General features: G+C 61.5%; 24 protein-coding genes and 1 tRNA gene. 18 read left to right on the forward strand and 7 right to left on the reverse strand.

The window, feature by feature from the left end:
* Positions 1-2: 2 nt before the first annotated feature.
* On the reverse strand, positions 3-953 hold the full coding sequence (locus tag N2597_RS16510; RefSeq protein WP_088686153.1) for a LysR family transcriptional regulator: 951 nt from the start codon (positions 951-953) through the stop codon (positions 3-5).
* 181 nt (positions 954-1,134) lie between these two features.
* Here N2597_RS16510 and N2597_RS16515 point away from each other — a divergent pair, with 181 nt between their 5' ends.
* The 6 genes from N2597_RS16515 (at position 1,135) to N2597_RS16540 (ending at position 7,186) form a co-directional block, all read left to right on the forward strand.
* Positions 1,135-2,151, forward strand: coding sequence for an ABC transporter substrate-binding protein (locus tag N2597_RS16515; RefSeq protein WP_077990464.1), 1,017 nt, complete (start codon positions 1,135-1,137; stop codon positions 2,149-2,151).
* 72 nt (positions 2,152-2,223) lie between these two features.
* A complete protein-coding gene (locus N2597_RS16520; RefSeq protein WP_106795985.1) occupies positions 2,224-3,048 on the forward strand; it encodes an ABC transporter ATP-binding protein in 825 nt (274 codons plus the stop codon).
* Complete coding sequence (locus N2597_RS16525) at positions 3,048-3,884, forward strand: ABC transporter permease (protein WP_086156363.1); 837 nt, start codon at positions 3,048-3,050, stop codon at positions 3,882-3,884. The genes N2597_RS16520 and N2597_RS16525 overlap by 1 nt, the downstream gene beginning before the upstream one ends.
* Positions 3,884-5,197 (forward strand): cytosine deaminase, encoded by a 1,314-nt coding sequence (locus N2597_RS16530; RefSeq protein ID WP_096764358.1) that lies wholly within the window; start codon positions 3,884-3,886, stop codon positions 5,195-5,197. The genes N2597_RS16525 and N2597_RS16530 overlap by 1 nt, the downstream gene beginning before the upstream one ends.
* A gap of 1 nt (position 5,198) precedes the next feature.
* A complete protein-coding gene (locus N2597_RS16535) occupies positions 5,199-6,608 on the forward strand; it encodes an FAD-binding oxidoreductase (protein WP_077990473.1) in 1,410 nt (469 codons plus the stop codon).
* On the forward strand, positions 6,605-7,186 hold the full coding sequence (locus N2597_RS16540) for an NAD(P)H-dependent oxidoreductase (RefSeq protein WP_183598309.1): 582 nt from the start codon (positions 6,605-6,607) through the stop codon (positions 7,184-7,186). Before N2597_RS16535 ends, N2597_RS16540 begins: the two co-directional genes overlap by 4 nt.
* Positions 7,187-7,206: 20 nt before the next feature.
* Here the strand turns inward: N2597_RS16540 and N2597_RS16545 are convergent, their stop codons facing one another.
* Both N2597_RS16545 and N2597_RS16550 read right to left on the reverse strand, forming a co-directional pair.
* Positions 7,207-7,596 (reverse strand): RidA family protein, encoded by a 390-nt coding sequence (locus tag N2597_RS16545; protein WP_077990843.1) that lies wholly within the window; start codon positions 7,594-7,596, stop codon positions 7,207-7,209.
* Positions 7,597-7,650: 54 nt separating this feature from the next.
* Entirely contained in the window at positions 7,651-8,367 is a 717-nt protein-coding gene (locus N2597_RS16550) for a GntR family transcriptional regulator (protein WP_064686068.1), read from the reverse strand.
* 310 nt (positions 8,368-8,677) lie between these two features.
* Between N2597_RS16550 and N2597_RS16555 the strand changes: the two genes are divergently transcribed.
* From N2597_RS16555 to ligD, 11 genes are all read left to right on the forward strand, one after another.
* Positions 8,678-9,805 carry a BMP family ABC transporter substrate-binding protein gene (locus tag N2597_RS16555; RefSeq protein ID WP_183598307.1) on the forward strand — a complete coding sequence of 376 codons (1,128 nt, stop codon included), beginning with the start codon at positions 8,678-8,680 and terminating at the stop codon, positions 9,803-9,805.
* Between the two features lie 19 nt (positions 9,806-9,824).
* A complete protein-coding gene (locus N2597_RS16560) occupies positions 9,825-10,952 on the forward strand; it encodes an ABC transporter permease (protein ID WP_183598305.1) in 1,128 nt (375 codons plus the stop codon).
* Positions 10,952-11,878: an ABC transporter permease gene (locus N2597_RS16565; RefSeq protein ID WP_077990481.1), complete on the forward strand. Its 927-nt coding sequence runs from the start codon at positions 10,952-10,954 to the stop codon at positions 11,876-11,878. The genes N2597_RS16560 and N2597_RS16565 overlap by 1 nt, the downstream gene beginning before the upstream one ends.
* A gap of 18 nt (positions 11,879-11,896) precedes the next feature.
* Positions 11,897-12,913 carry a formamidase gene (locus tag N2597_RS16570; protein ID WP_183598303.1) on the forward strand — a complete coding sequence of 339 codons (1,017 nt, stop codon included), beginning with the start codon at positions 11,897-11,899 and terminating at the stop codon, positions 12,911-12,913.
* A gap of 12 nt (positions 12,914-12,925) precedes the next feature.
* Positions 12,926-13,627 carry a biuret amidohydrolase gene (gene biuH / locus N2597_RS16575; protein ID WP_183598301.1) on the forward strand — a complete coding sequence of 234 codons (702 nt, stop codon included), beginning with the start codon at positions 12,926-12,928 and terminating at the stop codon, positions 13,625-13,627.
* Positions 13,624-15,174 carry an ABC transporter ATP-binding protein gene (locus N2597_RS16580; protein ID WP_106795979.1) on the forward strand — a complete coding sequence of 517 codons (1,551 nt, stop codon included), beginning with the start codon at positions 13,624-13,626 and terminating at the stop codon, positions 15,172-15,174. Before biuH ends, N2597_RS16580 begins: the two co-directional genes overlap by 4 nt.
* Positions 15,174-15,842: a cysteine hydrolase family protein gene (locus tag N2597_RS16585; RefSeq protein WP_106795978.1), complete on the forward strand. Its 669-nt coding sequence runs from the start codon at positions 15,174-15,176 to the stop codon at positions 15,840-15,842. The genes N2597_RS16580 and N2597_RS16585 overlap by 1 nt, the downstream gene beginning before the upstream one ends.
* The gene (locus tag N2597_RS16590) at positions 15,835-16,197 is read left to right on the forward strand and encodes a cupin domain-containing protein (RefSeq protein WP_106795977.1); all 363 of its coding nucleotides are present in this window, start codon (positions 15,835-15,837) and stop codon (positions 16,195-16,197) included. Before N2597_RS16585 ends, N2597_RS16590 begins: the two co-directional genes overlap by 8 nt.
* Positions 16,198-16,428: 231 nt before the next feature.
* Positions 16,429-17,325: a non-homologous end joining protein Ku gene (gene ku / locus N2597_RS16595; protein ID WP_106795976.1), complete on the forward strand. Its 897-nt coding sequence runs from the start codon at positions 16,429-16,431 to the stop codon at positions 17,323-17,325.
* Positions 17,326-17,340: 15 nt separating this feature from the next.
* The gene (gene ku, locus N2597_RS16600) at positions 17,341-18,150 is read left to right on the forward strand and encodes a non-homologous end joining protein Ku (protein ID WP_077990496.1); all 810 of its coding nucleotides are present in this window, start codon (positions 17,341-17,343) and stop codon (positions 18,148-18,150) included.
* Positions 18,147-19,190: a non-homologous end-joining DNA ligase gene (ligD, locus tag N2597_RS16605; RefSeq protein WP_183598299.1), complete on the forward strand. Its 1,044-nt coding sequence runs from the start codon at positions 18,147-18,149 to the stop codon at positions 19,188-19,190. Before ku (N2597_RS16600) ends, ligD begins: the two co-directional genes overlap by 4 nt.
* 136 nt (positions 19,191-19,326) lie before the next feature.
* Here the strand turns inward: ligD and N2597_RS16610 are convergent.
* Together N2597_RS16610 and mnmA are read right to left on the reverse strand one after the other, a co-directional pair.
* A tRNA-Met gene (locus N2597_RS16610) sits at positions 19,327-19,403 on the reverse strand.
* A 137-nt stretch (positions 19,404-19,540) separates the two neighbouring features.
* Positions 19,541-20,740, reverse strand: a complete 1,200-nt coding sequence (gene mnmA, locus N2597_RS16615) for a tRNA 2-thiouridine(34) synthase MnmA (RefSeq protein WP_106795974.1) — start codon at positions 20,738-20,740, stop codon at positions 19,541-19,543.
* Positions 20,741-21,239: 499 nt separating this feature from the next.
* Here mnmA and N2597_RS16620 point away from each other — a divergent pair, with 499 nt between their 5' ends.
* The gene (locus N2597_RS16620) at positions 21,240-21,506 is read left to right on the forward strand and encodes a hypothetical protein (RefSeq protein WP_039623497.1); all 267 of its coding nucleotides are present in this window, start codon (positions 21,240-21,242) and stop codon (positions 21,504-21,506) included.
* A 78-nt stretch (positions 21,507-21,584) separates the two neighbouring features.
* Here N2597_RS16620 and serA read toward each other — a convergent pair whose 3' ends face one another.
* Positions 21,585-23,180, reverse strand: a complete 1,596-nt coding sequence (gene serA, locus N2597_RS16625; RefSeq protein WP_039622028.1) for a phosphoglycerate dehydrogenase — start codon at positions 23,178-23,180, stop codon at positions 21,585-21,587.
* Between the two features lie 81 nt (positions 23,181-23,261).
* Positions 23,262-24,440: a phosphoserine transaminase gene (locus N2597_RS16630; protein WP_096769863.1), complete on the reverse strand. Its 1,179-nt coding sequence runs from the start codon at positions 24,438-24,440 to the stop codon at positions 23,262-23,264.
* Positions 24,441-24,506 lie beyond the last annotated feature (66 nt).

Below are 24,506 nucleotides of genomic sequence, written 5' to 3' on the forward strand. Positions count from 1 at the left end.
GCTCACATCGCTGCGGGTTTTTCCGCCGCGATGTGGCCTTTGGCCTGCAATTCCTCCACCAGACCGGCGAGTTCAGCCAGGAGATATTCGACGAAGAGACTGGTCGCGGAATCGAGCGGCGCGCGGGCGCGGGCAAAAAGCTTCATCGGCTGGTGGCGGGCATGCGGCTCCGCGATTGGCCGGAAGACCAACTCGCCCTGGCGGCATTCGGTGATGACGTCGAGCGGATTGAGGATCGTCAGCCCCGCTCCCGACTTGACCAGCTTCTTCAGCATCTCCGAGGCATTGGTTTCGAGCACCGGCTCGACATGCACGTCGAGGCGCGCGAGCGCCAGATTGATCACATCGCGCAGGCTGGTGCCTTGCTGCGCCAGCACCAGGCGCTCCTGGACGATATCCGCCAGGTTGATCGGGCCGGACCCGATCAGGTGGTGACCGGGGGGCAAAACCACACCGATCGGAATGTCGAAATTGCCAAGCGTCCGGATGCCGGGCGTTGCCGGAATATTGAAGCCAAGGCCGATATCCACCTCGCCTGAGATCACCGGGTTGACGGTCATCGTACCGGCGTCGTTGCGCAACTGCATGAAGACACGCGGATGCTCCGACTGGAACCGGGCAATGATGTCGGGCAGCGGACCTGCCGCCAGGCCAACCGTGGTGACGATGCGGACCTTGCCGGCCTGCTGCATCTTCAGGCTGCGGATGCGCCCCTCCAGCCGCTCGTAATTCTTCAGCACCTCGCGAATATGTTCGATGCAAAGTTCGCCGGCGGCCGTCAGCCGCAGACCGCGCGGCAGGCGCTCGAAGAGCGGCGCGCCCATCTCCTCCTCCAGCGCAAGAATTTGCCGGTTGATCGCCGACGACGCCACGTTCAGCCGCGCCGCCGCCTTGCGGATCGAGCCGGTGCGGGCGATCTCATTGATGTAGATAAGCTTTCTGGAATGCAGCATCGCAACCTCGTTGCATAAAAATAAAGCAGACGCACAAATTAGGCACAGGCTTTCGCTGAGATGCCGAAAAGGCATCATTGCGCACGAAATTTGATGCTTTTCAAAGAGCAACGCAACCGCTCCTATGAGGAAAATGGAACGTCGCGATGGGCGTTCCGCGCTCAGAAGGGGAACGCAGATCATGGCCGATGCACTGAAGAACTGGGGCCTTTCCGCACTTGCCGGTCTTGGCGGCGCGCTTGCCGCCATGGCCTCCGCCCATGCGGCCGACAAGGTGAGTTACGGCACGAACTGGCTAGCCCAGGCCGAACACGGTGGGTTTTACCAGGCGGTCGCCGATGGCACCTATGCGAAACACGGCCTCGACGTGACCATCGTGCAGGGCGGCCCGAACGCGGCAAACAGCGCGCTTTTGATCTCCGGCAAGATCGACTTCTACATGGGCGGCCCGCAGGGCGAAATCTCGGCCGTCGAACAGGGCATTCCGCTCGTCGATGTCGCGGCGATCTTCCAGAAGGATCCGCAGGTGCTGATCGCCCACCCGGACGCCGGCATCGAGAAATTCGAAGACCTCGCGAAGCTGAAGACGCTGTTTCTCGGCAAGGACGGCTACCTCACCTATTTCGAATGGATGAAGGCGAATTTCAAAGGCTTCAAGGACGAGCAATACAAGCCCTACAATTTCAGCCCGGCTCCGTTCCTCGCGGACAAGGAGTCCGCGCAGCAAGGCTACCTCACCTCGGAGCCCTATGAGATTGAGAAGCAGGCCGGCTTCGAACCTAAGGTCTTCCTGCTCGCCGACAACGGCTACTCTCCCTATTCGACGATGATCACCACGACGCAAACGATGATCGACAGTAAGCCGGATGTGGTTCAGCGCTTCGTCGATGCCTCCATCGAGGGCTGGTACAACTATCTCTACGGCGACAACCGCAAGGCGAACGAACTGATCAAGAAGGATAATCCTGAAATGACGGATGGTCAGATCGCCTATTCGATCGCCAAGATGAAGGAATACGGCATCATCGAGTCCGGCGACAGCCTGGACAAGGGCATCGGCTGCATCACCGATGCCCATTACAAGGCGTTCTTCGAAGAGATGGTCGCGATCAAGGTCTTCAAGCCGGAGACGGATTACACCAAGGCGTTTACGACGAAATTCGTCTGCAAGAGCACCGGCATGGCGATGAAGAAGTAGGCTGGCCGCACCCCCCAATGATCCGCCGCGGGTCGCGGCGGATTGCAACTTCCCGCATGAACGAGACAGGCAATGCCGTTAGCAGAAGCCCAGGCCGTATTCCCGCAAGAGACGCGCAAGCGGCCACTGGTCGTCATGCGCTCGGTTTCGAAGGTCTTTTCCAGCGGAACCGTCGCACTTTCGGACATGTCGCTCACCGTCGAAAGCGGCGAATTCGTCAGCCTCCTCGGCCCTTCCGGCTGCGGCAAGTCGACGGCGCTGCGCATCATCGCCGGCCTCGGCGACGTGACATCGGGGGCGATCGACTGGCCGAGTTCGCGCATCAATTCGAAAGGCCTGCCGGAGGGCGATATCGGCTTCGTCTTCCAGGAGCCAACGCTGATGCCCTGGAAGAACGTATTCGACAATGTCCACCTGCCGCTGAGGCTGAGGCGTGTTTCGAAAGCGGCAGCCTCCAAGCGGATCATGGATGTACTGACCACGGTCGGTCTGCAGGATTTCGCCAAGGCCTATCCGCGCGAACTTTCCGGCGGCATGAGGATGCGGGTCTCGATCGCCCGCGCGCTGGTGACGAAACCGAAACTTCTGCTGATGGACGAGCCCTTCGCCGCACTCGACGAAATCACCCGTCAGAAGCTCAACGACGACGTGCTGCGGCTCTGGAAGACGACCGGCATCACCGTCATCTTCGTCACCCATTCCGTCTTCGAGTCGGCCTATCTCTCGAACCGCATCGTCGTGATGAAGGCAAGGCCCGGCCGGGTGCACGCAGACGTCCCGCTAACGACCAGCCTGGAGCGCGATGCCTATTACCGCAGTTCCGAAGAATACAGGAAGGCCTGCGAGACGGTCTCCCATTCGCTCATCGGCGCAATCAATTCGGCTGGAGATCATTGATGAGCGACGAGACCGGCGCATCGCCCCATCCGGATGCCGCGAGCGCCAGGCGCCGCGATCTCGCCTTGCGGATCGCCGTTCCATTGCTCGTCATCGCTCTCCTCCTTCTGATCTGGTACGCCTATGTGAAACTGTCAGACGTGCCGCCTTATATCCTGCCGGGGCCAGCGGCTGTGGCGAACGCCTTCGTGACCGACTGGGCCACGCTTGCGCCCGCCTTCTGGGTCACCACCAAAATCACCTTCCTGTCGCTGATGCTGGCACTTGTCGGCGGCGTCGGCTTTGCGATCTTCCTCGTGCAATCGCGCTGGATCGAACTCGCCTTCTATCCGCTCGCGGTCATTCTGCAGGTGACGCCGATCGTCGCGATCTCGCCGCTGATCCTGATCTATGCGCCCTCGACGCAGGTGGCGCTTTTGATCTGCGCCTTCCTCGTCGCCTTCTTTCCGATCCTGTCGAACATGGTCCAGGGGCTGAAAAGCGTCGACCACAATCTCATCAATCTCTTCGAACTCTACGGCGCCTCCCGCTGGCAGACACTGCTCTATCTCAAGCTGCCCGCCGCCCAGCCCTATTTCATGACAGGCCTTAGGATCGGCGGCGGCCTGGCGCTGATTGCCGCCGTCGTCGCGGAATTTGCGGCAGGATCGGCGGGTGCGGGTTCCGGGCTCGCCTTCCGGCTTCTCGAAGCTCAGTACCGGCTCAACATCCCCCGCCTCTTCGCCGCGCTGCTGATGCTTTCGCTTCTCGGCGTCGCGATCTTTGCCCTCACCTCGTTCATTTCCTGGCTTGCCCTGCACCGCTGGCACGAGAGCAGCCTGAAACGGGAAAACTGATGACCTATCCCTTCATCTCTCCGCCCAATGCCGGCCGCTTCGCACTGTGCAACGCGACGCTTCCCGCCGCCGCCACCGTCGGATTTGACGCGCCTGCCGTCGAAGGTCTGATCAAGGCCGATATCGTCATCACCAATGGCGTCATCTCCGCACTGCTGCCGGCGGGCGGAACGCCGGCGGAATTCGCGAGATCCGACCTGAAGGAGGGCATGGTCTGGCCGTGTTTCGCCGACATGCACACGCACCTCGACAAGGGGCATATCTGGCCGCGCAACGCCAATGCGGACGGCACTTTCATGGGCGCGCTGGAGGCCGTGCGCACGGACCGCGAAGCGAACTGGTCAGCGGCGGATGTCTGGAAACGCATGGAATTTTCGCTGCGCTCGGCCTATGCGCACGGCACCAGCCTGATCCGCACGCATCTCGACTCGCTGGCGCCGCAGCACCGCATTTCCTTCGAGGTTTTTGCCGAGATGCGCGAGGCATGGAAGGACCGGATCGCGCTGCAGGCTGTAGCGCTCTTCCCGATGGAAAATATGGCGGATGCGGCCTTTTTCGCCGACCTGGTTGCTGTCGTACGCGAAAAAGGCGGACTGATCGGCGGCGTCACCCGGATGACCGCCGATCTCGACAGCCAGCTCGACGTGCTTTTCAGGGCTGCCGCCGACAACGGCCTCGATGTCGACCTCCACGTCGACGAGACCGACGATCCCGCTGCCGAGACCTTGAAGGCGATTGCCGAGGCCGTGCTGCGCAACCGGTTCGAAGGCCAGGTAACGGCCGGCCATTGCTGCTCGCTCGCCCGCCAGGACGAGGAGGCCGCAAAGCGCACGGTCGAGCTCGTTGCAAAGGCCGGCATTTCCATCGTCTCGCTGCCGATGTGCAACATGTATCTGCAGGACCGCTACCCCGGCCGGACACCGCGCTGGCGCGGCATTACTCTCTTCAAGGAACTGGCCGCGGCCGGTGTGGCAACGGCGGTCGCCTCCGACAATACTCGCGACCCCTTCTACGCCTACGGCGATCTGGACCCGGTGGAGGTATTCCGCGAGGCGGTGCGCATCCTGCATCTCGATCACCCATTGGATACGGCCGCGCGCATCGTCACCACTTCGCCCGCCGATATTCTCGGCCGCTCCGATATGGGCCGCATCGCCGTCGGAGCCCCGGCCGATCTCGTGCTCTTCAGCGCCAGGCGCTGGAGCGAATTTCTTTCCCGTCCGCAGTCAGACCGCGTCGTCCTTCGCCGCGGCAAGGTGATCGACCGCAGCCTGCCGGACTATCGTGAACTCGACAGCGTCGTTGGAGCCTGACATGCCGGATTATCAGACGATCAAGAAGGAACTCGAAGGCATCGCCGTCGAGGACAATCCGGCGCTGGTGCGCCAGAAGAGCCGGGACTTCTACTGGTATTCGCCGATCCTGAAGGCGCAGCTCGACAATGTGACGGCCGATCTCGTGGTCACGCCAAAGAATGAGGAAGAGGTCATCCGCACGCTGAAGGTTGCTTTCGCCCATGGGGTGCCGGTCACTCCCCGCGGCGGCGGCACCGGCAATTACGGCCAGGCGATGCCGCTCTCCGGCGGCATCGTGCTGAACCTTGCGGCCATGAACAAGATCAAGGAAATCCATCCCGGCCGGGTGATCTGCGAGCCGGGCATCATCATCGCTCAGCTCGACAAGCAGACCAAGGCCCATTCCGGGCAGGAGCTACGCTTCCACCCTTCGACCGCGCAGATGGCGACCGTCGGCGGCTTCATCGCCGGCGGCTCCGGCGGCGTCGGCTCGATCACCTGGGGAGGCCTGCGCGATCTCGGCAATATCCTGCGTCTGCGCGTCGTCACGATGGAAGCCGAACCTCGGGTGCTCGACCTCACCGGCTGGGACCTGCAGAAGGTCAGCCATGCCTATGGCACCAACGGCATCATCACTGAAATCGAAATGCCGCTGGCGCCCGCCTATGACTGGGTCGACGTGCTTGTCGGTTACGACGACTTCATGGCGGCCGTGCGCTTCTCGGATGCGCTCGCCAAATGCAACGGCATCCTCGTCAAGGAGATCGCGCCGATCGCCGCACCCATACCGCATGATTATTTCACGCGCCACAAACCCTATATCCGCAAGGGACAGTCGGTCGTGGTGCTGATGATCGCGCCGCATTCAATGGATGCTTTCCTGGCCTTCGCCGCCGCGCATAAGGGCGAGGTCGTCTTCCGCTCCGACACGGTCGAAAGCATGAAGGGCATTCCGCATGCCTATGAGCTTGCCTGGAACCACACGACGTTGCGCGCCCTGAAGGTCGATCCCAACTTCACCTATCTGCAGGTTCAGTATCCGGGGCCGGATCACGTGGCCAAGGTCGCCAAGATGGTCGAGATCTTTGGTGACGAAGTGCCGGGCCATCTCGAATTCATCAGGTTCGACGGGCAGATCCAGTGCTCCGGCCTGCCGCTGGTGCGTTACACCTCGGAGGAACGCCTCGAGGAGATCATCAGGATTCACCAGGATCACGGCTGCCCGATCTTCAACCCGCACCGCTACACGCTCGAGGAAGGCGGCATGAAACGCACCGACAAGGTGCAGCTCGCCTTCAAGCACGAGACCGACCCGAGGGGGCTCCTCAATCCCGGCAAGATGATCGCCTGGGAGAACCCCGATTTCGATTTCGATGCCGGCAAGAACTATCTCTTCCCAGGGCTTGCGAGCGTCATGGAGGCCTCATGAGAGTTCTCGTCCTTCACTCGCATCCGGTCGAGGAAAGCTACGGCAAGGCGCTTTACAAACAGACGCTGGAAAGCCTTCGCAAAGCCGGTCACGAGGTGGATGGCTGCGATCTCTATGCCGAGAAATTCGATCCCGTGCTGTCACGCAACGACCGGCTCGCCTATCACGACTATCCCGGCAATTCCGCACTGGTGAAGCCCTATGTCGATCGGCTGAAGCAGGCTGAAGGACTGGTACTGGTGACACCCGTCTGGAACTTTGGCTTCCCGGCAATCCTCAAAGGCTATTTCGATCGCGTCTGGCTTCCGGGCGTCTCTTTCGACCTTGTCGACGGCAAGGTGGAATCGCGGTTGCGCCATATCACCAAGCTCGCCGCCGTGCTGACCTACGGAACAACCCCATTCCGCGCCCTCGTGGCCGGCAACCCGCCGAAGAGGATCGTCAAGCGCGTGCTGAGGGCGCAGATCAATCCGCTGCGGCCGGTTACCTTCCTTGCTCATTACGACATGAACAATTGCACGCCTGAAACGCGGGCGCGGTTTCTGGAAAAGGTGCAGACATCGATGGAACGGTTCTGAAACGGGTCGCCCCAGAGACGTCACAGTACTTTGGCGGCGGTGACCTCGACTTCGACGAGGAAATCCGGCCGAGTGAACCCGCCGACGATGATCAACGTAGAAACCGGCTTCGGATCGAGCGTGTAGCGATCGCGCACCGCCATATAGGCCGGAAAATCCTCGCGCTTCGTCACGAATGCCGAAATGCGGATGACATCCGCAAAACTCATCTCCGCATCGGCAAGAATGGCCTTGATCGCTTCGAAACAGAGCTCCGCCTGCTTGCCGATATCTTCCGGCACCTTCTCGTCGAGACCGATGCCGAGCTGGCCTGAAACGACGAGCAGCGACGCGCCCGGCGGCACCAGCAGCCCATGATTGTAATTTCCAAACGGACGGCGGACGGACGGCGGATTGAAAATCTTCTTCATCGGCATTTCCATAGCGCGATTTCCTTCAACTCCTCAGCCAAACCCTCTCCGACGTCAAGCGCCTCGCTCTTTCCGCTCGGCAGCGGCCGCAAAGACGGCGCTGGCGTCGCTGACGATTTCCACATGGGCATAGGCCGCGCGCGCGGCGGCCGCGCCGTCGGCGCGCATGATCGCCGTCACGATCACGTCGTGCTCGTCATAGGATTTCGCCAGCCGGCCGGACAGCCGGAACTGCGCGCGGCGAAAAGGCGCAAGCCGGGCCCTGCTCTGCGTTACCAGCTCATAGATGTGCTCATTGTGCGCGCCGCGATAGAGCCGGCTATGAAATTCGGTATTATAGGCAGCATACTCTTCGTCGGCGCCCTGACGCACGAGCCGGGCGGAGGCGCGGTGCTCGATTTCCAACAGGCGCCGCTCCTCGATCGTCATCCGCTCGGCGGAAAGCCGAGCGCAAATGCCCTCGAGCTCCGCCATCGCCTCGAACATCGAATGCAGATAGGTTTCCGTCACATTGGTGACGACGGCGCTGCGGTTCGGCTCGCGCTCGACAAGCCCCATCGCTCCGAGTTCCCGGAGCGCCTCGCGCACAGGGGTGCGCGACACATCGAACCGGGCGGCCAGCGAAATTTCGTCGAGCTTGTCACCCGGCAGCATCTGCCCGGTCACGATCATGTCGGCGATTGCCCGCACCATCTGCTCGACGGTCGTTCCTGCCCGGATGATTTCCCGGCGCCGGATCTGCTTCGATGGGTCACTCTGGTCGTTGGTCATGCTGCATACACATGCATTGCCCACGACACAAAGTCAAATATGGAGCAATACACTGTTTTCATTTGCAAAATTGAATTAATCCGCGACCGGAAACAAGTCCACTTTCTATATAATGTGGAATTTTCGCCAACTTTATAGGCTTTGCATAAATTTTATACTGTGAGTCCGTTAAATTGCATACACTTGCGACATCCGTCAAACGGCTTCGAAATTTCCATCGTAAAATCAATCCCTTAATACCTGGCACATCCATTGCATACACTTTACCGTATCCAATGAACCGGCAGAACGCCATAAGGGGAGCATTCCAGTGACCAAACTCCTTTCCATGAACCGCCGCAATTTTCTTCAGGCCTCTGCTGCCGCTGCCCTTGCCGGCGCTGCGCCCGGCCTGCTTTCCTCGCGCGCCCTTGCCCAGAGCGCCCTTACCGTCGGCTTCATCTATGTCGGTCCGAAGGACGACTATGGCTACAACCAGGCCCATGCCGAGGGTGCAGCCGCCGTCAAGGCGCTGCCTGGCGTCACCGTCGTCGAGGAAGAGAACGTGCCGGAGACGGTCGACGTCCAGAAGACGATGGAATCGATGATCAACCTCGATGGCGCGGCTCTGCTTTTCCCGACCTCCTTCGGTTACTTCGATCCGCACATGCTGGCGATGGCCGCCAAATATCCCGATACCCAGTTCCGCCATTGCGGCGGCCTCTGGCAGGAGGGCAAGCATCCGGCCAATACCGGCTCTTACTTTGGTTACATCTTCCAGGGCCAGTATCTGAACGGCATCGCGGCCGGCCATGCGACGAAAAGCAAGAAGATCGGCTTCGTCGCCGCCAAGCCGATTCCGCAGGTGCTGCAGAACATCAATGCCTTCCTGCTCGGCGCACGCACCGTCGATCCGACCATTACCTGCCAAGTGATCTTCACCGGCGAATGGTCGCTCGCCGTCAAGGAAGCCGAAGCCACCAACGCGCTGGTCGACCAGGGCGCCGATGTCATCACCTGCCATGTCGACAGCCCGAAGGTCGTGGTCGAGACGGCGGCGGGCCGCGGCGCCGTCGTCTGCGGCTATCATGCCAACCAGAGCCCGCTCGCGCCCGAGAAGTACCTGACCGGCGCAGAATGGGCCTGGGGCAATGTCTACAGCGACTTCGTCAAAAAGGCGCAGGCCGGCGAAAAGCTCGGCAACTTCGTGCGCGGCGGCCTGAAGGACGGCTTCGTCAAGATGAGCGCACTCGGCCCCGGCGTTTCCGTAGCCGGGCGCAAGGCCTTCGAGGCTACCCATACCGAGATGATGAAAGGCGGCTTCTCGGTCTTCAAGGGACCGCTCAAGGACAACAAGGGCGGCACGGTCGTGACCGCCGACAAGAGCTACGCCGAAGACGCGATCGAGCTCGAAAGCATGAACTATCTGCTCGAGGGTGTCGTCGGATCCACGGCGTAAACCGCGAAGGGGAAGCGCCATGACCGTCCAGGCCAATGATCCCGCAATATCCATCGCCGAAAACCCGGCTTCGCTGCGTCCGATCCTCGAATGGATCGCGCGAAAAGCTGAACCTCTTGCCATCGGCTTTGCCGCCATCCTGATCGGTCTTGCGCTCTTCTCCCTGTTCATCCTGGCGATCGGCAAATCGCCGGCAGTGCTTTTCCAGCTCATGTATACCGGCGGCTTCGGCAGCTGGTTTTCGGTGCAGAACAGCTTAAGCCGTGCCGCACCCCTGCTCCTGACGGCACTCTGCGTCGCCCTGCCCGCCCGCCTCGGCCTCGTCATCATCGGCGGGGAAGGAGCGGTCGTGCTGGGCGGCGCTGCCGCCGCGGCCATGGCCATGCCGCTCGCGGGTTCGGCGCCGGTCTTGCTGACGCTCGTTCTCATGGGAGTTGCCGCCATGGTGGTCGGCGGCATCTGGATCGGCCTTGCCGGTTTCCTGCGCCATTACCGCGGCGTCAACGAGACCATCTCGTCGCTGCTGCTCTCCTATATCGCCATCGCCTTGATGAACCAGTTCGTCGAAGGGCCGCTGCGCGATCCTGCAAGCCTCAACAAGCCGTCGACCAAACCGCTGCCGGCTGAGTACATGCTCGGCAACATCCCCGGCATGGACGTGCATTGGGGCCTTGTCATCGGCATTGTCGCCTGCATTCTCTCCTGGATCCTGATCGAAGTGACGAGCTACGGCTTTGCCGCCCGTATTGCTGGCGGCAACGTCCGCGCGGCCCAGATTCAAGGCTTGCCCGTGGGCAGGCTGATTTCCGGCTTCACGGCGATCGCCGGCAGCTTCGCCGGGCTTGCCGGCATGATCGAGGTCGCCGCCGTCCAGGGCAGCGCCAACGCCTCCCTTGCCGCGGGCTACGGCTATACCGGCATCCTCGTCGCCTTCCTGGCCAGACACAATCCGCTGGCGATCGTCCCCGTCGCGATCCTGCTCGGCGGCATCGACGCTTCGGGAGGCCTGATCCAGCGCCGCATGGGGCTGCCTGATGCCACCGTGCTGGTGCTGCAAGGCATGCTCTTCCTCGTCATCCTGTTCTGCGAGACCTTCTACGGCCGCTTCAAGGTCTTCAATCCCGACCTCTGGAAAAGGAGCCTGTGATGGAAGAGACAGGCATCGGCTTCTGGGGCGTGCCCCTCGCCATCCTCGCAGGCGCCATCCGTGTGTCCACCCCTTTCATTTTCGTCAGCCTGGGCGAGACGATCACCGAGCGCTCCGGCCGCATCAATCTCGGCCTCGAAGGCACGCTCGTCTTCGGCGCGATGACGGCCTATGCCGTCGCCGTCATGTCCAACTCCCCCTGGCTCGGCGTGCTCGCGGCCATGGCGACAGGCGCGGTCTTCGGCCTTGTCCACGGCTGGATCTGCAAATGGCCGAAGGTCAACGATATCGCGATCGGCATCGCCATGATGCAGTTCGGCCTGGGGCTCGCCTTCTTCCTCGGCAAGCCCTTCATCCAGCCGGCAGCGCCGCATCTGCCGGCAATTCCGCTCGGCTCCTGGTCCAGTTTGCCGCAAATCCAGGCGGCGCTGAATATCAACGTGCTGTTCCTCCTCGGGGCCGCCCTCGCCTTCGTTCTCTGGTGGGCGTTCAAGAATACCCGCGTCGGTCTCGTCCTGCGCGTCGTCGGCGACAGTACGGATGCAGCACGGGCCATGGGCATCGATCCGGATCGCGTGCGACTGCTCGCCACCGCTGTCGGCGGCTCGCTGGCGGCGATCGGCGGCGCCTATCTCTCGCTCTATTATCCCGGCTCCTGGAACGAGGGGGTCTCCTCCGGTCAGGGTCTGATGGCCGTGGCCCTCGTCATCTTCGCCCGATGGAATCCTATCGGCTGCTTCCTTGCCGCCCTGCTCTTCGGCGGCGCCGGCGCGCTCGGACCGGCGCTGCAATCGGTTGGGGTGAGCGAGGGCTATTATCTCTTCTATGCCGCCCCTTACGTGCTGACGCTGGTCATCATGATCGCGACCTCTTCGCCGACACGTTCGCTCGCCGGTGCGCCCGGGGCGCTTTCCCTGACAAAGTAGCATGAAAGGAGCCAAGCCATGAACGGTCTCGGCGGATTGAACAAATCGGAACATGGCGTCGCCATCGGCCTCGTCCAATTGCAGCTTCCCGTTACCGTCACGAGAGAAGACCTCGCCCGCCAGACACAGGTGATCGTCGATCTCGTCGGTAAAGCGCGACGCAACCAGCCCGGCATGGATCTGGTTGTTTTCCCTGAATATGCCCTTCACGGCCTGTCGATGGATATCAATCCCGCGATCATGTGCACGCTCGACGGGCCGGAGGTCGCAGCCTGCAAGAAGGCTTGCAAGGGGAACGCGATATGGGGCTGCTTCTCGATCATGGAGCTGAACCCTGAAGGCATGCCCTACAATTCCGGCATTGTCATCGACGATAAGGGCGAGCTGAAGCTCTATTATCGCAAAATGCACCCATGGGTGCCGGTCGAACCATGGGAGCCTGGCAATGCCGGTATCCCGGTCATCGACGGGCCAAAGGGTGCAAAGCTCGCGCTCATCATCTGCCATGACGGTATGTTCCCGGAGATGGCGCGCGAATGCGCCTACAAGGGTGCGGAAATCATGATCCGCACGGCCGGTTACACCGCGCCAATCCGCGAAAGCTGGAAATTCACCAATCAGTCGAATGCCTTCTGCAATCTGATGGTTACGGCGAGCGTCTGCATGTGCGGCTCGGACGGCACCTTCGATTCCATGGGCGAAGGCATGGTCTGCAATTTCGACGGCACGATCATCGCTCACGGCGCCTCTGGGCGCGTCAACGAGATCATCACTGCCGAAGTCCGTCCCGATCTGGTGCGCGAAGCACGCCTCGGCTGGGGCGTCGAAAACAATATCTACCAATTCGGCCATCGCGGCTATGTCGCTGTCTCCGGCGGCGCGGGTGACGCGCCCTATACCTACATGCACGACCTCGTCGCCGGCAAATACCACCTTCCCTGGGAGGATCGGGTGAAGGTCACGGACGGTACGTCCTGCGGCTTCGAGAAGCCGACGCGGCGCTACGGTGAAACATTCAAGCTCGCGGGCGAATAGGAGAAGAAGACGATGGACGCCATGGTCGAACCCAAAGGACATTATATCAACGCGGACCCCTATGCCTGGCCCTATAATGGCGATCTGAGACCTGATAACACCGCTCTCATCATCATCGACATGCAGACGGATTTCTGTGGCAAGGGCGGCTACGTCGATCACATGGGTTATGACCTGTCGCTCGTCCAGGCGCCGATCGAGCCGATCAAACGCGTGCTGGCTGCCATGCGCGCCAAGGGCTATCACATCATCCACACGCGCGAAGGCCATCGGCCCGATCTTGCCGACCTGCCGGCCAACAAACGCTGGCGCTCGCAGCGGATCGGCGCAGGGATCGGCGATCCGGGTCCTTGCGGGCGCATCCTGACCCGCGGCGAACCCGGATGGGACATCATCCCCGAACTCTATCCGATCGACGGCGAGACGATCATCGACAAGCCGGGCAAGGGCTCCTTCTGCGCCACCGACCTTGAACTGATCCTCAACCAGAAGCGCATCGCAAACATCATCCTGACCGGGATCACCACCGACGTCTGCGTCTCCACCACGATGCGCGAGGCCAATGACCGCGGTTTCGAATGCCTGCTTCTGGACGATTGCTGCGGCGCGACCGACTACGGCAACCATCTCGCCGCCATCAAGATGGTGAAGATGCAGGGGGGCGTCTTCGGCTCGGTCTCCAATTCCCAGACGATTGTGAGCCAGCTGCCATGAGCACGGTCCGCGACACACCGCTCCCACAGGCGGGCCGAGCCGTCGGCATCGATACGCTCGACATGACGATGCGCTTCGGCAGCTTCACGGCGCTCGACCATGTCTCGATCAAGGTGCCCGCCGGCAGCTTCCATGCTTTGCTCGGCGAAAACGGCGCGGGCAAATCGACCCTCGTCAAATGCATCATGGGCTTCTACCACGCCACCTCAGGAGCGCTTTCCGTCGACGGCCGCGAAGTGGCCATCGCCTCGCCCAAGGACGCCGCCATCTATGGCCTCGGCATGGTCTATCAGCACTTCACGCTCGTCCCGTCGCTGACCGGCGCCGAAAACCTCGTCATCAGCCGCGCCGAAGTGCCCGCCATCATCAATTGGGCGAAGGAGCGGAAGGACCTTGCCGCCTTCATGGAGCGCATGCCGTTCAGGATCCCGCTCGACCGGCCGGTGAGCGAGCTCGCCGCCGGCGAGAAGCAGAAGCTGGAGATCGTCAAGCAGCTCTATCTCGGCCGCTCCTTTCTCATTCTCGACGAACCGACCTCGGTTCTGACCCCTGCCGAAGCCGATGAGATGCTCGGTCTCATCCGGGGGATGACCGAGCGCGGCGAACTGACCGTGCTGATGATTTCGCACAAGTTCCACGAGGTGACGAAGTTCGCCGATGCCGTCTCGGTCCTGCGACGCGGCAGGCTGGTCGGCACCGGCAAGGTCGGCGACCTCTCGACATCGGAGATGGCCGCCATGATGATCGGCGACGTGAAGCTTGCAGAGCTCGACAGCCGCGTTCCCGTTTCCGAAAACGCCAGGCCCGTCCTTGCGGTGGAGCAGGTCAAGGCGCCGGACCGCTCTGGCCTCAAGACCATCGCGATCGACAATCTCATGGTCCGCTCCGGCGAGATCGTCGGCATTGCCGGCATTTCGGGCAACGGTCAGAAAGAGCTGACGGAGATCCTTGCCGGCCAGCGGCCGGCCGACAGCGGCCGCGTGAGCGTCAATGGCAACACCTATGGCGCGACGCGCCCCGAGACCCGCAGAAACAATGTCCGCTTCATCCCCGAGGAGCCGCTGCAGAACGCCTGCGCCCCGCGCATGACGGTGAGCGAAAACCTCGCCTTCCGAACCTTCGACCTGAAGGCGGACGGCAAGGATGCGATCTGGCTGAACAAGGGCAAGATGAAAAAGCGGGCGGCGGCGCTGATTTCGGACTTCAAGGTGAAGACCGCCTCCTCATCCTCGCCGATCGCGGCACTTTCAGGCGGCAACGTGCAGCGCGCCGTGCTCGCTCGCGAATTGACCGGAAAGGTTGACCTGCTGATTGTCTCGAATCCCTGTTTCGGCCTCGACTTCTCGGCTGTCGCCGAAATCCGGGCTCGCATCATGAAGGCCCGCAATTCCGGCACGGCCGTCCTGCTGCTGTCCGAAGACCTCGACGAGCTCCTCGAGATGTCCGACCGCATCATGGTCATTTCCGAAGGCCGGCTGGTTTACGAGACACCGGCGCGCGCGGCCGATATCGCCGTGATCGGCGCCCACATGGCGGGGCATCATTGATGGCCGAGATCAAGGCAGAACCCTTCGCTTTCCCGGTAAAGCACGATCATCTCGCCCTTATCGTCATCGATATGCAGCGCGATTTCGCCGAGCCCGGCGGCTTCGGCGCAAGCCTCGGCAACGACGTCAGCCGCATCGGCAGGATCGTACCGGATGTCAAGCGGCTCATTCAGGGCTTCCGCCATGCCGGGCTGCCGGTCATCCATACGATGGAATGCCACCGCCCCGATCTTTCGGATCTGCCGCCAGCAAAACGCGACCGCGGCAATCCCATCCTCAGGATCGGCGACGAAGGCCCCATGGGCCGCATCCTCATCGCGGGCGAGCCGGGAACGGCGATCCTGCCGGAGCTTGCTCCGATCGACGGCGAAGTGGTCATAGAAAAGCCCGGCAAGGGCGCCTTCTATGCCACTGGCCTCGGAGAGATACTGCAGCAGAAGGGCATCAAGCAGCTTGTCTTTGCCGGCGTGACGACGGAGGTCTGCGTACAGACGACCATGCGCGAGGCGAACGACCGCGGCTATGAGTGCCTTCTCGCTGAGGAGGCGACGGAAAGCTATTTCCCCGAATTCAAGGCGGCAACAATCGCCATGATCCGCGCCCAGGGCGCGATCGTCGGCTGGACCGCCCATGTCGACGACATTTTGGAAAGCATCGCCCATGCCTGAAACAACCCGCGACCTGCTGACGTCAGGCGGCTGGAAGGAACTGGAATTCGGCCCCTTTCGCGACGACGTCACCATCCATTGGATCCGCCCCTTCGAAGGCGACCAGCCGGGCGTGGCGCTCCTGAAATACGGGGCCGGCGCCAGCGTTCCGCGCCACCGGCATTCAGGGCTGGAAACGATCCTGGTTCTGGATGGCATACAATCCGATGAAGCTGGCAACTACGGCCCCGGCAGCTACATCGTCAATGCGCCTGGCACCGAACATTCGGTCTGGAGCGATACCGGCTGCGTCGTTCTCATCCAATGGGATCGACCGGTGAAGATCTTAGAAGAGCCCGCAACGCCTGGGCCCTAACGTCATGTTGCATTGAGATCCGCCCAGACAAACCTGCTCTCACCTCGAAGTTGTTCGCTTCTGAATCTCGCGCCGCCAAAAAAAGACGCATTGGAATCAGGGCGCTAATGAGGACTCGGAAAGCGAGCATGAGCGGCTTGCTAAGTCGTTGAAAAATGATTCGTTTCGCTCGGAACGATTCGCCGCCGAATCACTTGAATCGCTTGAGTTGTGTCGGGAGCATCCCAAGCCATGGCGGGTCCGAGAGCGAATTGGAAGGGCTATATCAGATTCGGGGAGGTGTCCTGCCCGGTGGCGCTCTATACGGCGGCCTCCTCGTCGGAACGCATCGCTTTCAACACCCTTAATCGTAAAACCGGAAACCGGGTCAAACGCGAATTCATCGACAGCGAGACCGGGGATCCGGTCGAGCGCGACGACCAGGTCAAAGGCTATGAGGTCGAGAACGGCCAATATGTCGTGCTTGAGCCCGACGAGGTTGCGGCAGCGATCCCTGAGAGCGACAAGACATTGAAGATCGAGGCCTTCATTCCCTGTTCGCAGATCGACACCACCTACTTTGACAAGCCCTATTATCTCGCCCCCGACAAGATCGGCACGGATGCCTTTCTGCTCCTGCGGGACGGCATGAAGAAGGAAGGGGTCGCGGCAGTTGCCAAGACCGTGCTCTTTCGTCGGCTGCGCACCGTTCTCATCCGGGCGCATGGCAAGGGCCTGATCGCCTCGACCCTGAACTTCGACTACGAGGTCCGCTCGTCCGAAAAGGCGTTTGAAGAGATGCCAGACCTGAAAATCGAAGGCGAAATGCTCCAACTCGCCGAACATATCATCGGCACCAAGAAGGGCAGCTTCGACGCCAGCACCTTCGATGACCGCTATGAGGCTGCAGTCGCCGAGCTGGTCAAGGCGAAGATCGAGGGCCGCACGCTGCCGAAGCGGAAAGCGCCGGCCGCCTCCAAGCCGAGCGACTTGCTGCAGGCCTTGCGCGAGAGCGCCGGTATCGGCGCGAAGGAAACGAAGCCGAAGCGGACGGCGGCGAACGCCAACAGAGGTGCTGGCCGTCAGAAGGCAGCCAAGCCTGCCGCGAAAACGAAGCAGGCTTCGGCACCGAGGCGCCGGGCCGGCTGATCGGAGGTCACAGTCATGGCTCTACGTCCTTATTGGCGAGGTTATCTCAAGCTCTCGCTCGTCACTTGCCCGGTGCAGATGATGCCGGCCACCTCCGAAAGTGAGAAGGTCCGCTTCCACACGCTCAATCGCCAGACCCAGAACCGCGTCGTCAGCCACTACGTCGATTCCGTTACCGGCAAGGAGGTCAAGGAAGAGGACGAGGTTAAAGGCTATCAGCGCGGAGAGAACGAGTACGTCATTCTCGAGGACGAAGAGCTCGAGAACGTTGCTCTCGAAAGCACCAAAACGATTGATATCTCTACCTTCACGCCCCGCGAAAGCATCGATTGGATCTGGCTCGACACGCCTTATTATCTCTCGCCGAATGATCCGGTCGGGCAGGAAGCCTTCTCCGTCATCCGTGACGCGATGGAGGCCCAGAATATGGTGGGGATTTCCCGCCTGGTGATCTCGCGACGCGAGCGCGCCGTCATGCTCGAGCCGCGCGGCAAAGGTATCGTCCTGTGGACGCTGCGCTACGGCGACGAGGTCCGCGATGAAGACAGCTATTTCGAGGCAGTCGGAGACGAAAACGCCGATTCCGACATGATGCCGCTCGTCCAGCAATTGATCAAAAAGCAGACGAAGGACTGGAGCCCGAAGATGGTGGCCGACCCGGTACAGGAGCGCCTGCTTGAGATCATCGCCGCCAAAAAGAAGAGCCTCAAGAAACCTGCCAAATCCAAGGGCAAATCTGCGCCGTCGGCTCCGCCGACCAACGTGGTCAACATCATGGATGCTTTGAAGAAATCGGTTGCAGCTGAAAAGCGGACCGGCAGATGACCCGCCGCGCCAAACCGTTGCTCCAGGACGCGCACCTTCTCAAGTCGAAGCCGGCGCGGCGGCGCGATCCCACACAGCCTCATCTTCCGTTCGACCCGATGCCCGATCGGGTAGAGCCATGCCTGGCGCTGCTGAAGAAGGTGCCGCCCAAAGGACCGGATTGGGCATTCGAGGTGAAATGGGACGGCTATCGACTTGCCATTCACATCGAGCCGAAAGGGGTGCGGATCATCACCCGCGGCGGCCACGATTGGACGCACCGGTTTCCGACGATCGCCGAGGCGGCGAGGAAGCTCGGCGTCGGAACCGCCATCCTTGATGGCGAAGCGATCGTGCTCGACAAGGAGGGGCATTCGGATTTTGGCGCCCTGCAGCGCTCGCTCGGTGGACGGGGTGGGAAACGCTCGTCGACCGAGTCCGTGTTCATGGCATTCGACCTTCTCTATTTTGACGGCCATGATCTGACGGGAACGGAACTCTCGGTCCGCCGCCACCTGCTGGAAGATTTTCTCGATGGCGTCACCGGCGCAATTCGGCTGTCGGACGAAGTCTTTGGCGATGGCGCCGAGCTTCTGGCGAATGCCTGCTCGATGGGGATCGAGGGCATCATCGCCAAGCATCGGGATCAGCCCTATCGCTCCGGCCGCACCGGCGACTGGCTGAAGATCAAATGTGTCCAGAGCGAAAGCTTCATGATCATCGGCTACGAGCAGTCGACAGTTGCGCGCGGTGGGATCGGCAGCCTGCTTCTTGCAGCGCGCAAGGAGCATGACTGGGTCTATGTCGGCTCGGTTGGAACGGGGTTTAATGCCAGGAATGCGGCGCACCTGCGCATGTCACTCGATAAACTCAGAACCAAGCGGCCGGCTGTAGCACTCAAGGGCAAGAACCTGGTCTTCGCCCAGCCAACATTGATTGCGGAGATCGAGTTTCGCGGATGGACCGATGACGGCAGTTTGCGCCATGCATCCTATAAGGGCCTCCGTGAAATCCAGGACAATGCGGCGGTTTTCGACATGAATGAGAAACCGCCTGAATGAACTTCCAGCGGTGGCGATATGGCTCAAGACTTCGGCACCGTGCTACCCAAGGGAGTTCCTAAGGAGGCGCACGGCCTAAGCCATCGAAAAGCGCGGGCATTAGCCCACACCTGAGAATAGTTTGAAGAAAAACGTGTGGTAGCGGAGGAGGGATTTGAACCCCCGACACAAGGATTATGATTCCTCTGCTCTGACCTACTGAGCTACTCCGCCACTGGTCAAACGATACCTGCTCGCGAAGCGCTGCGGGCTCGTGGGATGAGCGGCTTATAAGGTGCGCTTCGGCTTTGTGTCAAGCGCATGATGGAGAAAAACGCTGGGGCTTGGCCACCCGCCCTCTCCTATCGATTTCAGGCGGCGACGGGGCTGGCCAAGAGGGCCTTGAGCGAGGCCTCGGCCGAGGGTTCACGCTCGGAACGCTCGATGAAACCGCCGCCGAAGACGCGGGCGTCGTCGCCGGGTGCGGAATAAAGCGCGCAAGCCTGGCCGGGAGCAATGCCGGCCTCGCCGACCGTCAGGTCGACATAGGTGCCTGTGGCATCGACATGCAGCACGGCGGGTGCCGGTGCCCGTGTCGATCGGACTTTGGCGTAGCAGGCAAAGCCATTGCCGGAAGCGGCCTGCACGAGCGTCTCGTCGCCCAGCCAATTGACGTCGCGCAGATAGACGCGGTGGGTTTCCAGAGCCTCCTTCGGACCGACGATGACGCGGCGCGAGCGGGCATCGAGATAGACGACATAGAGTGGTTCGCCGGTGGCGATGCCGATGCCGCGGCGCTGGCCGATGGTGAAATGCAGGATGCCTTCATGGCTTCCAAGCACGCGGCCGTCGAGATGGACGATCTCACCGGCGAGCGCCGCATTCGGCTTCAGCTTTGTGATGATATCGGAATATTTGCCCTGCGGCACGAAGCAGATATCCTGGCTGTCGGCCTTCTTGGCGACGACGAGGCCCATCTCTTCGGCAAGGCGGCGGGTCTCGGCCTTCGGCAGGCCGCCGAGCGGAAAGCGCAGATAGTCGATCTGCTCCTGCGTTGTGGCGAACAGGAAATAGCTCTGGTCGCGGTCGGCGTCGGCCGGACGGAACAGCGCGCGGCGGCCGGGATGTTCGGGCGAAGGGTTCGGCCGCGAACGGATATAATGGCCGGTTGCCAGCGCATCGGCGCCGAGTTCCTTGGCCGTTGCCAGGAGATCGGCAAACTTGACGGTCTGGTTGCAGGAGACGCAGGGAATCGGCGTTTCGCCTGCCACATAGCTTTCGGCGAAGGGATTGATCACCGTCTCGCGAAAGCGCTTCTCGTAATCGAGCACATAATGCGGAATGCCGAGCGTTTCGCAGACGCGGCGGGCATCGTCGATATCCTGGCCGGCGCAGCAGGACCCGGCGCGGTGAACGGCGGCGCCATGATCGTAAAGTTGCAGCGTAATGCCGAGCACGTCGTAACCCTGCTGCTTGAGAAGGCCGGCCACGACGGAGGAATCGACGCCGCCCGACATGGCGACGACGACACGGGTCTCTTCCGGCTTCTTGTCAAAATCCAGTGTGTTCAACGGTGGTGCCAAATTCTGCGCGCTCATCATCCGCCCTTGCGCTGCAACTGCGGCGGATTGCTGTATCAGGCGGGATCGGCCGCCTTTCGATCAGCGATCGATATAGAAAGGATTGTATCGGGACGCAAGGGGCGGCTTCGGGCGGCCGATCGTTTCGCCCGCGAGAAAGGAAAGGCGCGGCCGAGGCCACGCCTTAAAGCGGGGTGCGGCTCAGGTGCCGATCAGCTTGTTGCAGGCGAATGCGATGCCTGGATTGGCGATGACCGCGGTCATGAACGCCAGTCCGATTATCGAGAATGAATAGCGTTTCATATACATCCTCCTTCCAGCCCGTGCATTATGCCGCGCCGGCCGCCGTTCTCAAAATAACGAATGCTTGAGCACCGACCGGCTCAACCGGAAATCGTCGAGCGAATAATTATCGCCCTATGGAACTATTCTTTCGATCATGCGTTTGCTGCTGGCATCAATGTCGCAATCGAATGCTGCGGAGGGTTTCATGGCCAGGTTCGGCACGACGGCGGATTACAACAGGATCAGACACTGGATCGAAGAGCGAGGCGGCCATCCCGCTCGCATCAAGGACGCGACCGACAGCGAAACCGTCCGCGTCGATTTTTCCTCGGAAACGCAGGAGGAGATTTCCTGGGACGAATTCTTCCAGGGTCTCGACGGCAGCAGGCGCGCCTTCCTTCATCGCACCAAGGCTGACGACGATAGAGCCCGTTTCGGCAAGATCGTCCGCCGCAAGCGCTTGCCTCACTGAAATATACCCATTGCTGACGCAGAAAACCCGGCGCCGTTTCCCGCGCCGGGTTTCCCTGTTTCCTTGGGAGGAGGAAACTCAGTCGATGTTGAATGTCAGCAGCTTTGCCTGGCGGATTGCCTGGTGGGCCGTCAGCTGTTCGAGCACGCCATCCTCCACCTCGCCGTCGACATAGAGCAGCGCGATGGCGTCGCCACCCTGCTTGTCGCGCCCGAGCTGGAAGTTGGCGATGTTGACGCCGGCACCACCAAGCGTCGTGCCGATGAAGCCGATCATGCCAGGAACGTCGGTATTGGTGATGTAGATCATGTGCGAGCCGACATCGGCATCGAGATTGATGCCCTTGATCTGGATGAAGCGCGGCTTGCCGTCCGAAAACACCGTGCCGGCGATCGAACGTGTCATGCTCTCGGTCGTCACCGTCAGCTTGATATAGCCGTCGAAGACACCCGTCTTGTCGCGCTTGACCTCGGAGAGAACGATGCCCTTTTCCTTGATCATGATCGGCGCCGAAACCATGTTGACGTCGGCGACCTGCGGGCGGATGAGGCCGGCAAGCACCGCACTCGTCAGCGCCCGCGTGTTCATGTTGGCGGTGATGCCGTCATAAAGGATCTCGATTTCCTTGATCGGCTCTTCGGTGACCTGGCCGACAAAGGCGCCGAGAACATCGGCAAGACGGATGAAAGGTTTCAGGATCGGCGCTTCTTCCGCGGTGATCGACGGCATGTTGATGGCGTTGGAGACCGCACCCTTGACGAGATAGTCCGACATCTGTTCGGCCACCTGCAGGGCGACGTTTTCCTGCGCTTCGGTCGTCGAAGCGCCGAGATGCGGCGTGCAGACGACGTTCGGCAGGCCGAAGAGCGGGCTTTCCTTGGCGGGCTCGACCTCGAAGACGTCGAAAGCAGCACCCGCGACATGGCCGGACTTGATGGCTTCGGCGAGAGCCGCTTCATCGACCAGGCCGCCGCGGGCGCAATTGATGATGCGCACACCGGGCTTGGTCTTTGCCAGCGCTTCCTTGTTGAGGATGCCGCGCGTCTTGTCGGTCATCGGCACGTGCAGCGTGATGAAATCGGCGCGGGCGAAAAGCTCGTCCAGCTCGACCTTGGTGACGCCCATTTCCTCGGCGCGCTCCTTGGAGAGGAACGGGTCATAGGCGACGACATGCATCTTGAGGCCGATGGCGCGGGCGCAGACGATCGAGCCGATATTGCCGGCGCCGATGACGCCGAGCGTCTTGCCGGTAATCTCGACACCCATGAATTTCGACTTCTCCCACTTGCCGGCCTGCGTCGAGGTATCGGCGGCCGGAAGCTGGCGGGCGACGGCGAACATCAGCGCGATCGCGTGTTCTGCCGTGGTGATCGAGTTGCCGAAGGGCGTGTTCATGACGATGATGCCGCGGCGCGAGGCAGCCGGGATATCGACATTGTCGACGCCGATGCCGGCGCGGCCGACAACCTTGAGGTTCTTCGCCCCTTCGATGATCTTTTCCGTCACCTTGGTGGCGGAACGGATGGCAAGGCCATCATACTTGCCAATGACTTCGAGCAGACGATCCTTGTCCTTGCCGAGCTGCGGTTCGAAATCGACTTCGACGCCGCGGTCGCGGAAAATCTGGACGGCGGTTTCCGACAATTCGTCGGATACGAGAACGCGAGGTGCCATTGTGGCCTCCTTCAAATGTGTTCAGCGATGAATGAATGGAGATACGGGCTCCGCCCTGTGGCGGAGCCGGATGCGATCACGTCAAGCTGCCGCCTGAGCGAGCTGCGCCTTCTGCGTTTCGAACGCCCAGGAAAGCCAGGGCATCAGCTTCTGCATGTCGGACGCCTCGATCGTAGCACCCGCCCAGATGCGCAGCCCCGACGGCGCGTCGCGGTAATGGCCGATGTCATAGGCGACACCTTCCTTTTCCAGGAGGCCGACCAGGCCCTTGGCGAAATTCGCCTGGCCGTCGGCGTCGAGAGCCGCGATGTCTTTGTCGACGATCTTCAGGCAGACGGAGGTGTTGGAGGCCGTTTCCGCCTTGACGGCGAGATTGGCGATCCAGTCGTTTGCCGCGACGAAATCGTGAATGACCTTGGCATTGGCATCGGCGCGCCCGATCAGCGCCCTGAGGCCGCCGAGCTCCTTGGCCCAAAGCAGCGCATCGATATAGTCCTCGACGCAGAGCATCGACGGCGTATTGATCGTCTCGCCCTGGAAGATGCCTTCCGTCAGCTTGCCGCCCGAGGTCATGCGGAAGATCTTCGGCAGCGGCCAGGCCGGCGTATAGGTGGTGAGGCGCTCGACGGCGCGCGGCGAAAGAATGATGACGCCATGTGCGCCCTCGCCGCCCAGAACCTTCTGCCAGGAGAAGGTGACGACATCGAGCTTGGCGAAATCGAGTTCCTGCGCGAAAGCCGCCGACGTGGCATCGCAGATCGTCAGGCCCTTACGGTCGGCGGGAATGAAATCGCCGTTCGGCACGCGCACACCCGAAGTCGTGCCGTTCCAGGTGAAGACGACGTCGCGATCGAAATCGACGGCGGAGAGATCGGGAAGCTCGCCGTAACCGGCTTCGAGCCTGCGCACATCCTTGAGCTTCAGCTGCTTGACGACATCGGTGACCCAGCCGGCGCCGAAGCTTTCCCAGGCGAGCATGTCGACGCCGCGTTCGCCGAGCATCGACCAGAGCGCCATTTCGACGGCACCGGTGTCGGACGCCGGAACGATGCCGATGCGGTAATCCGCCGGCACTTCGAGAATTTCACGGGTAAGGTCGATCGCCTGCTTGAGCTTGGCCTTGCCGACCTTCGCACGGTGCGAACGGCCAAGGGCCGCGTCGGAAAGGGCTTCGAGCGACCAACCGGGGCGCTTCGAGCAGGGGCCAGAAGAGAAATGGGTATTGTGCGGACGGATGTCCGGCTTTGCGGTCTTCGCCATGATGCTATCCTCTCAGATAGAAAGCCCTTCGTTGGGGAAGGGTGTCCCGCCGCCGTGTGTATGGAT

This window comes from Rhizobium sophoriradicis (assembly GCF_025200795.1).
Lineage (GTDB): Bacteria > Pseudomonadota > Alphaproteobacteria > Rhizobiales > Rhizobiaceae > Rhizobium > Rhizobium sophoriradicis.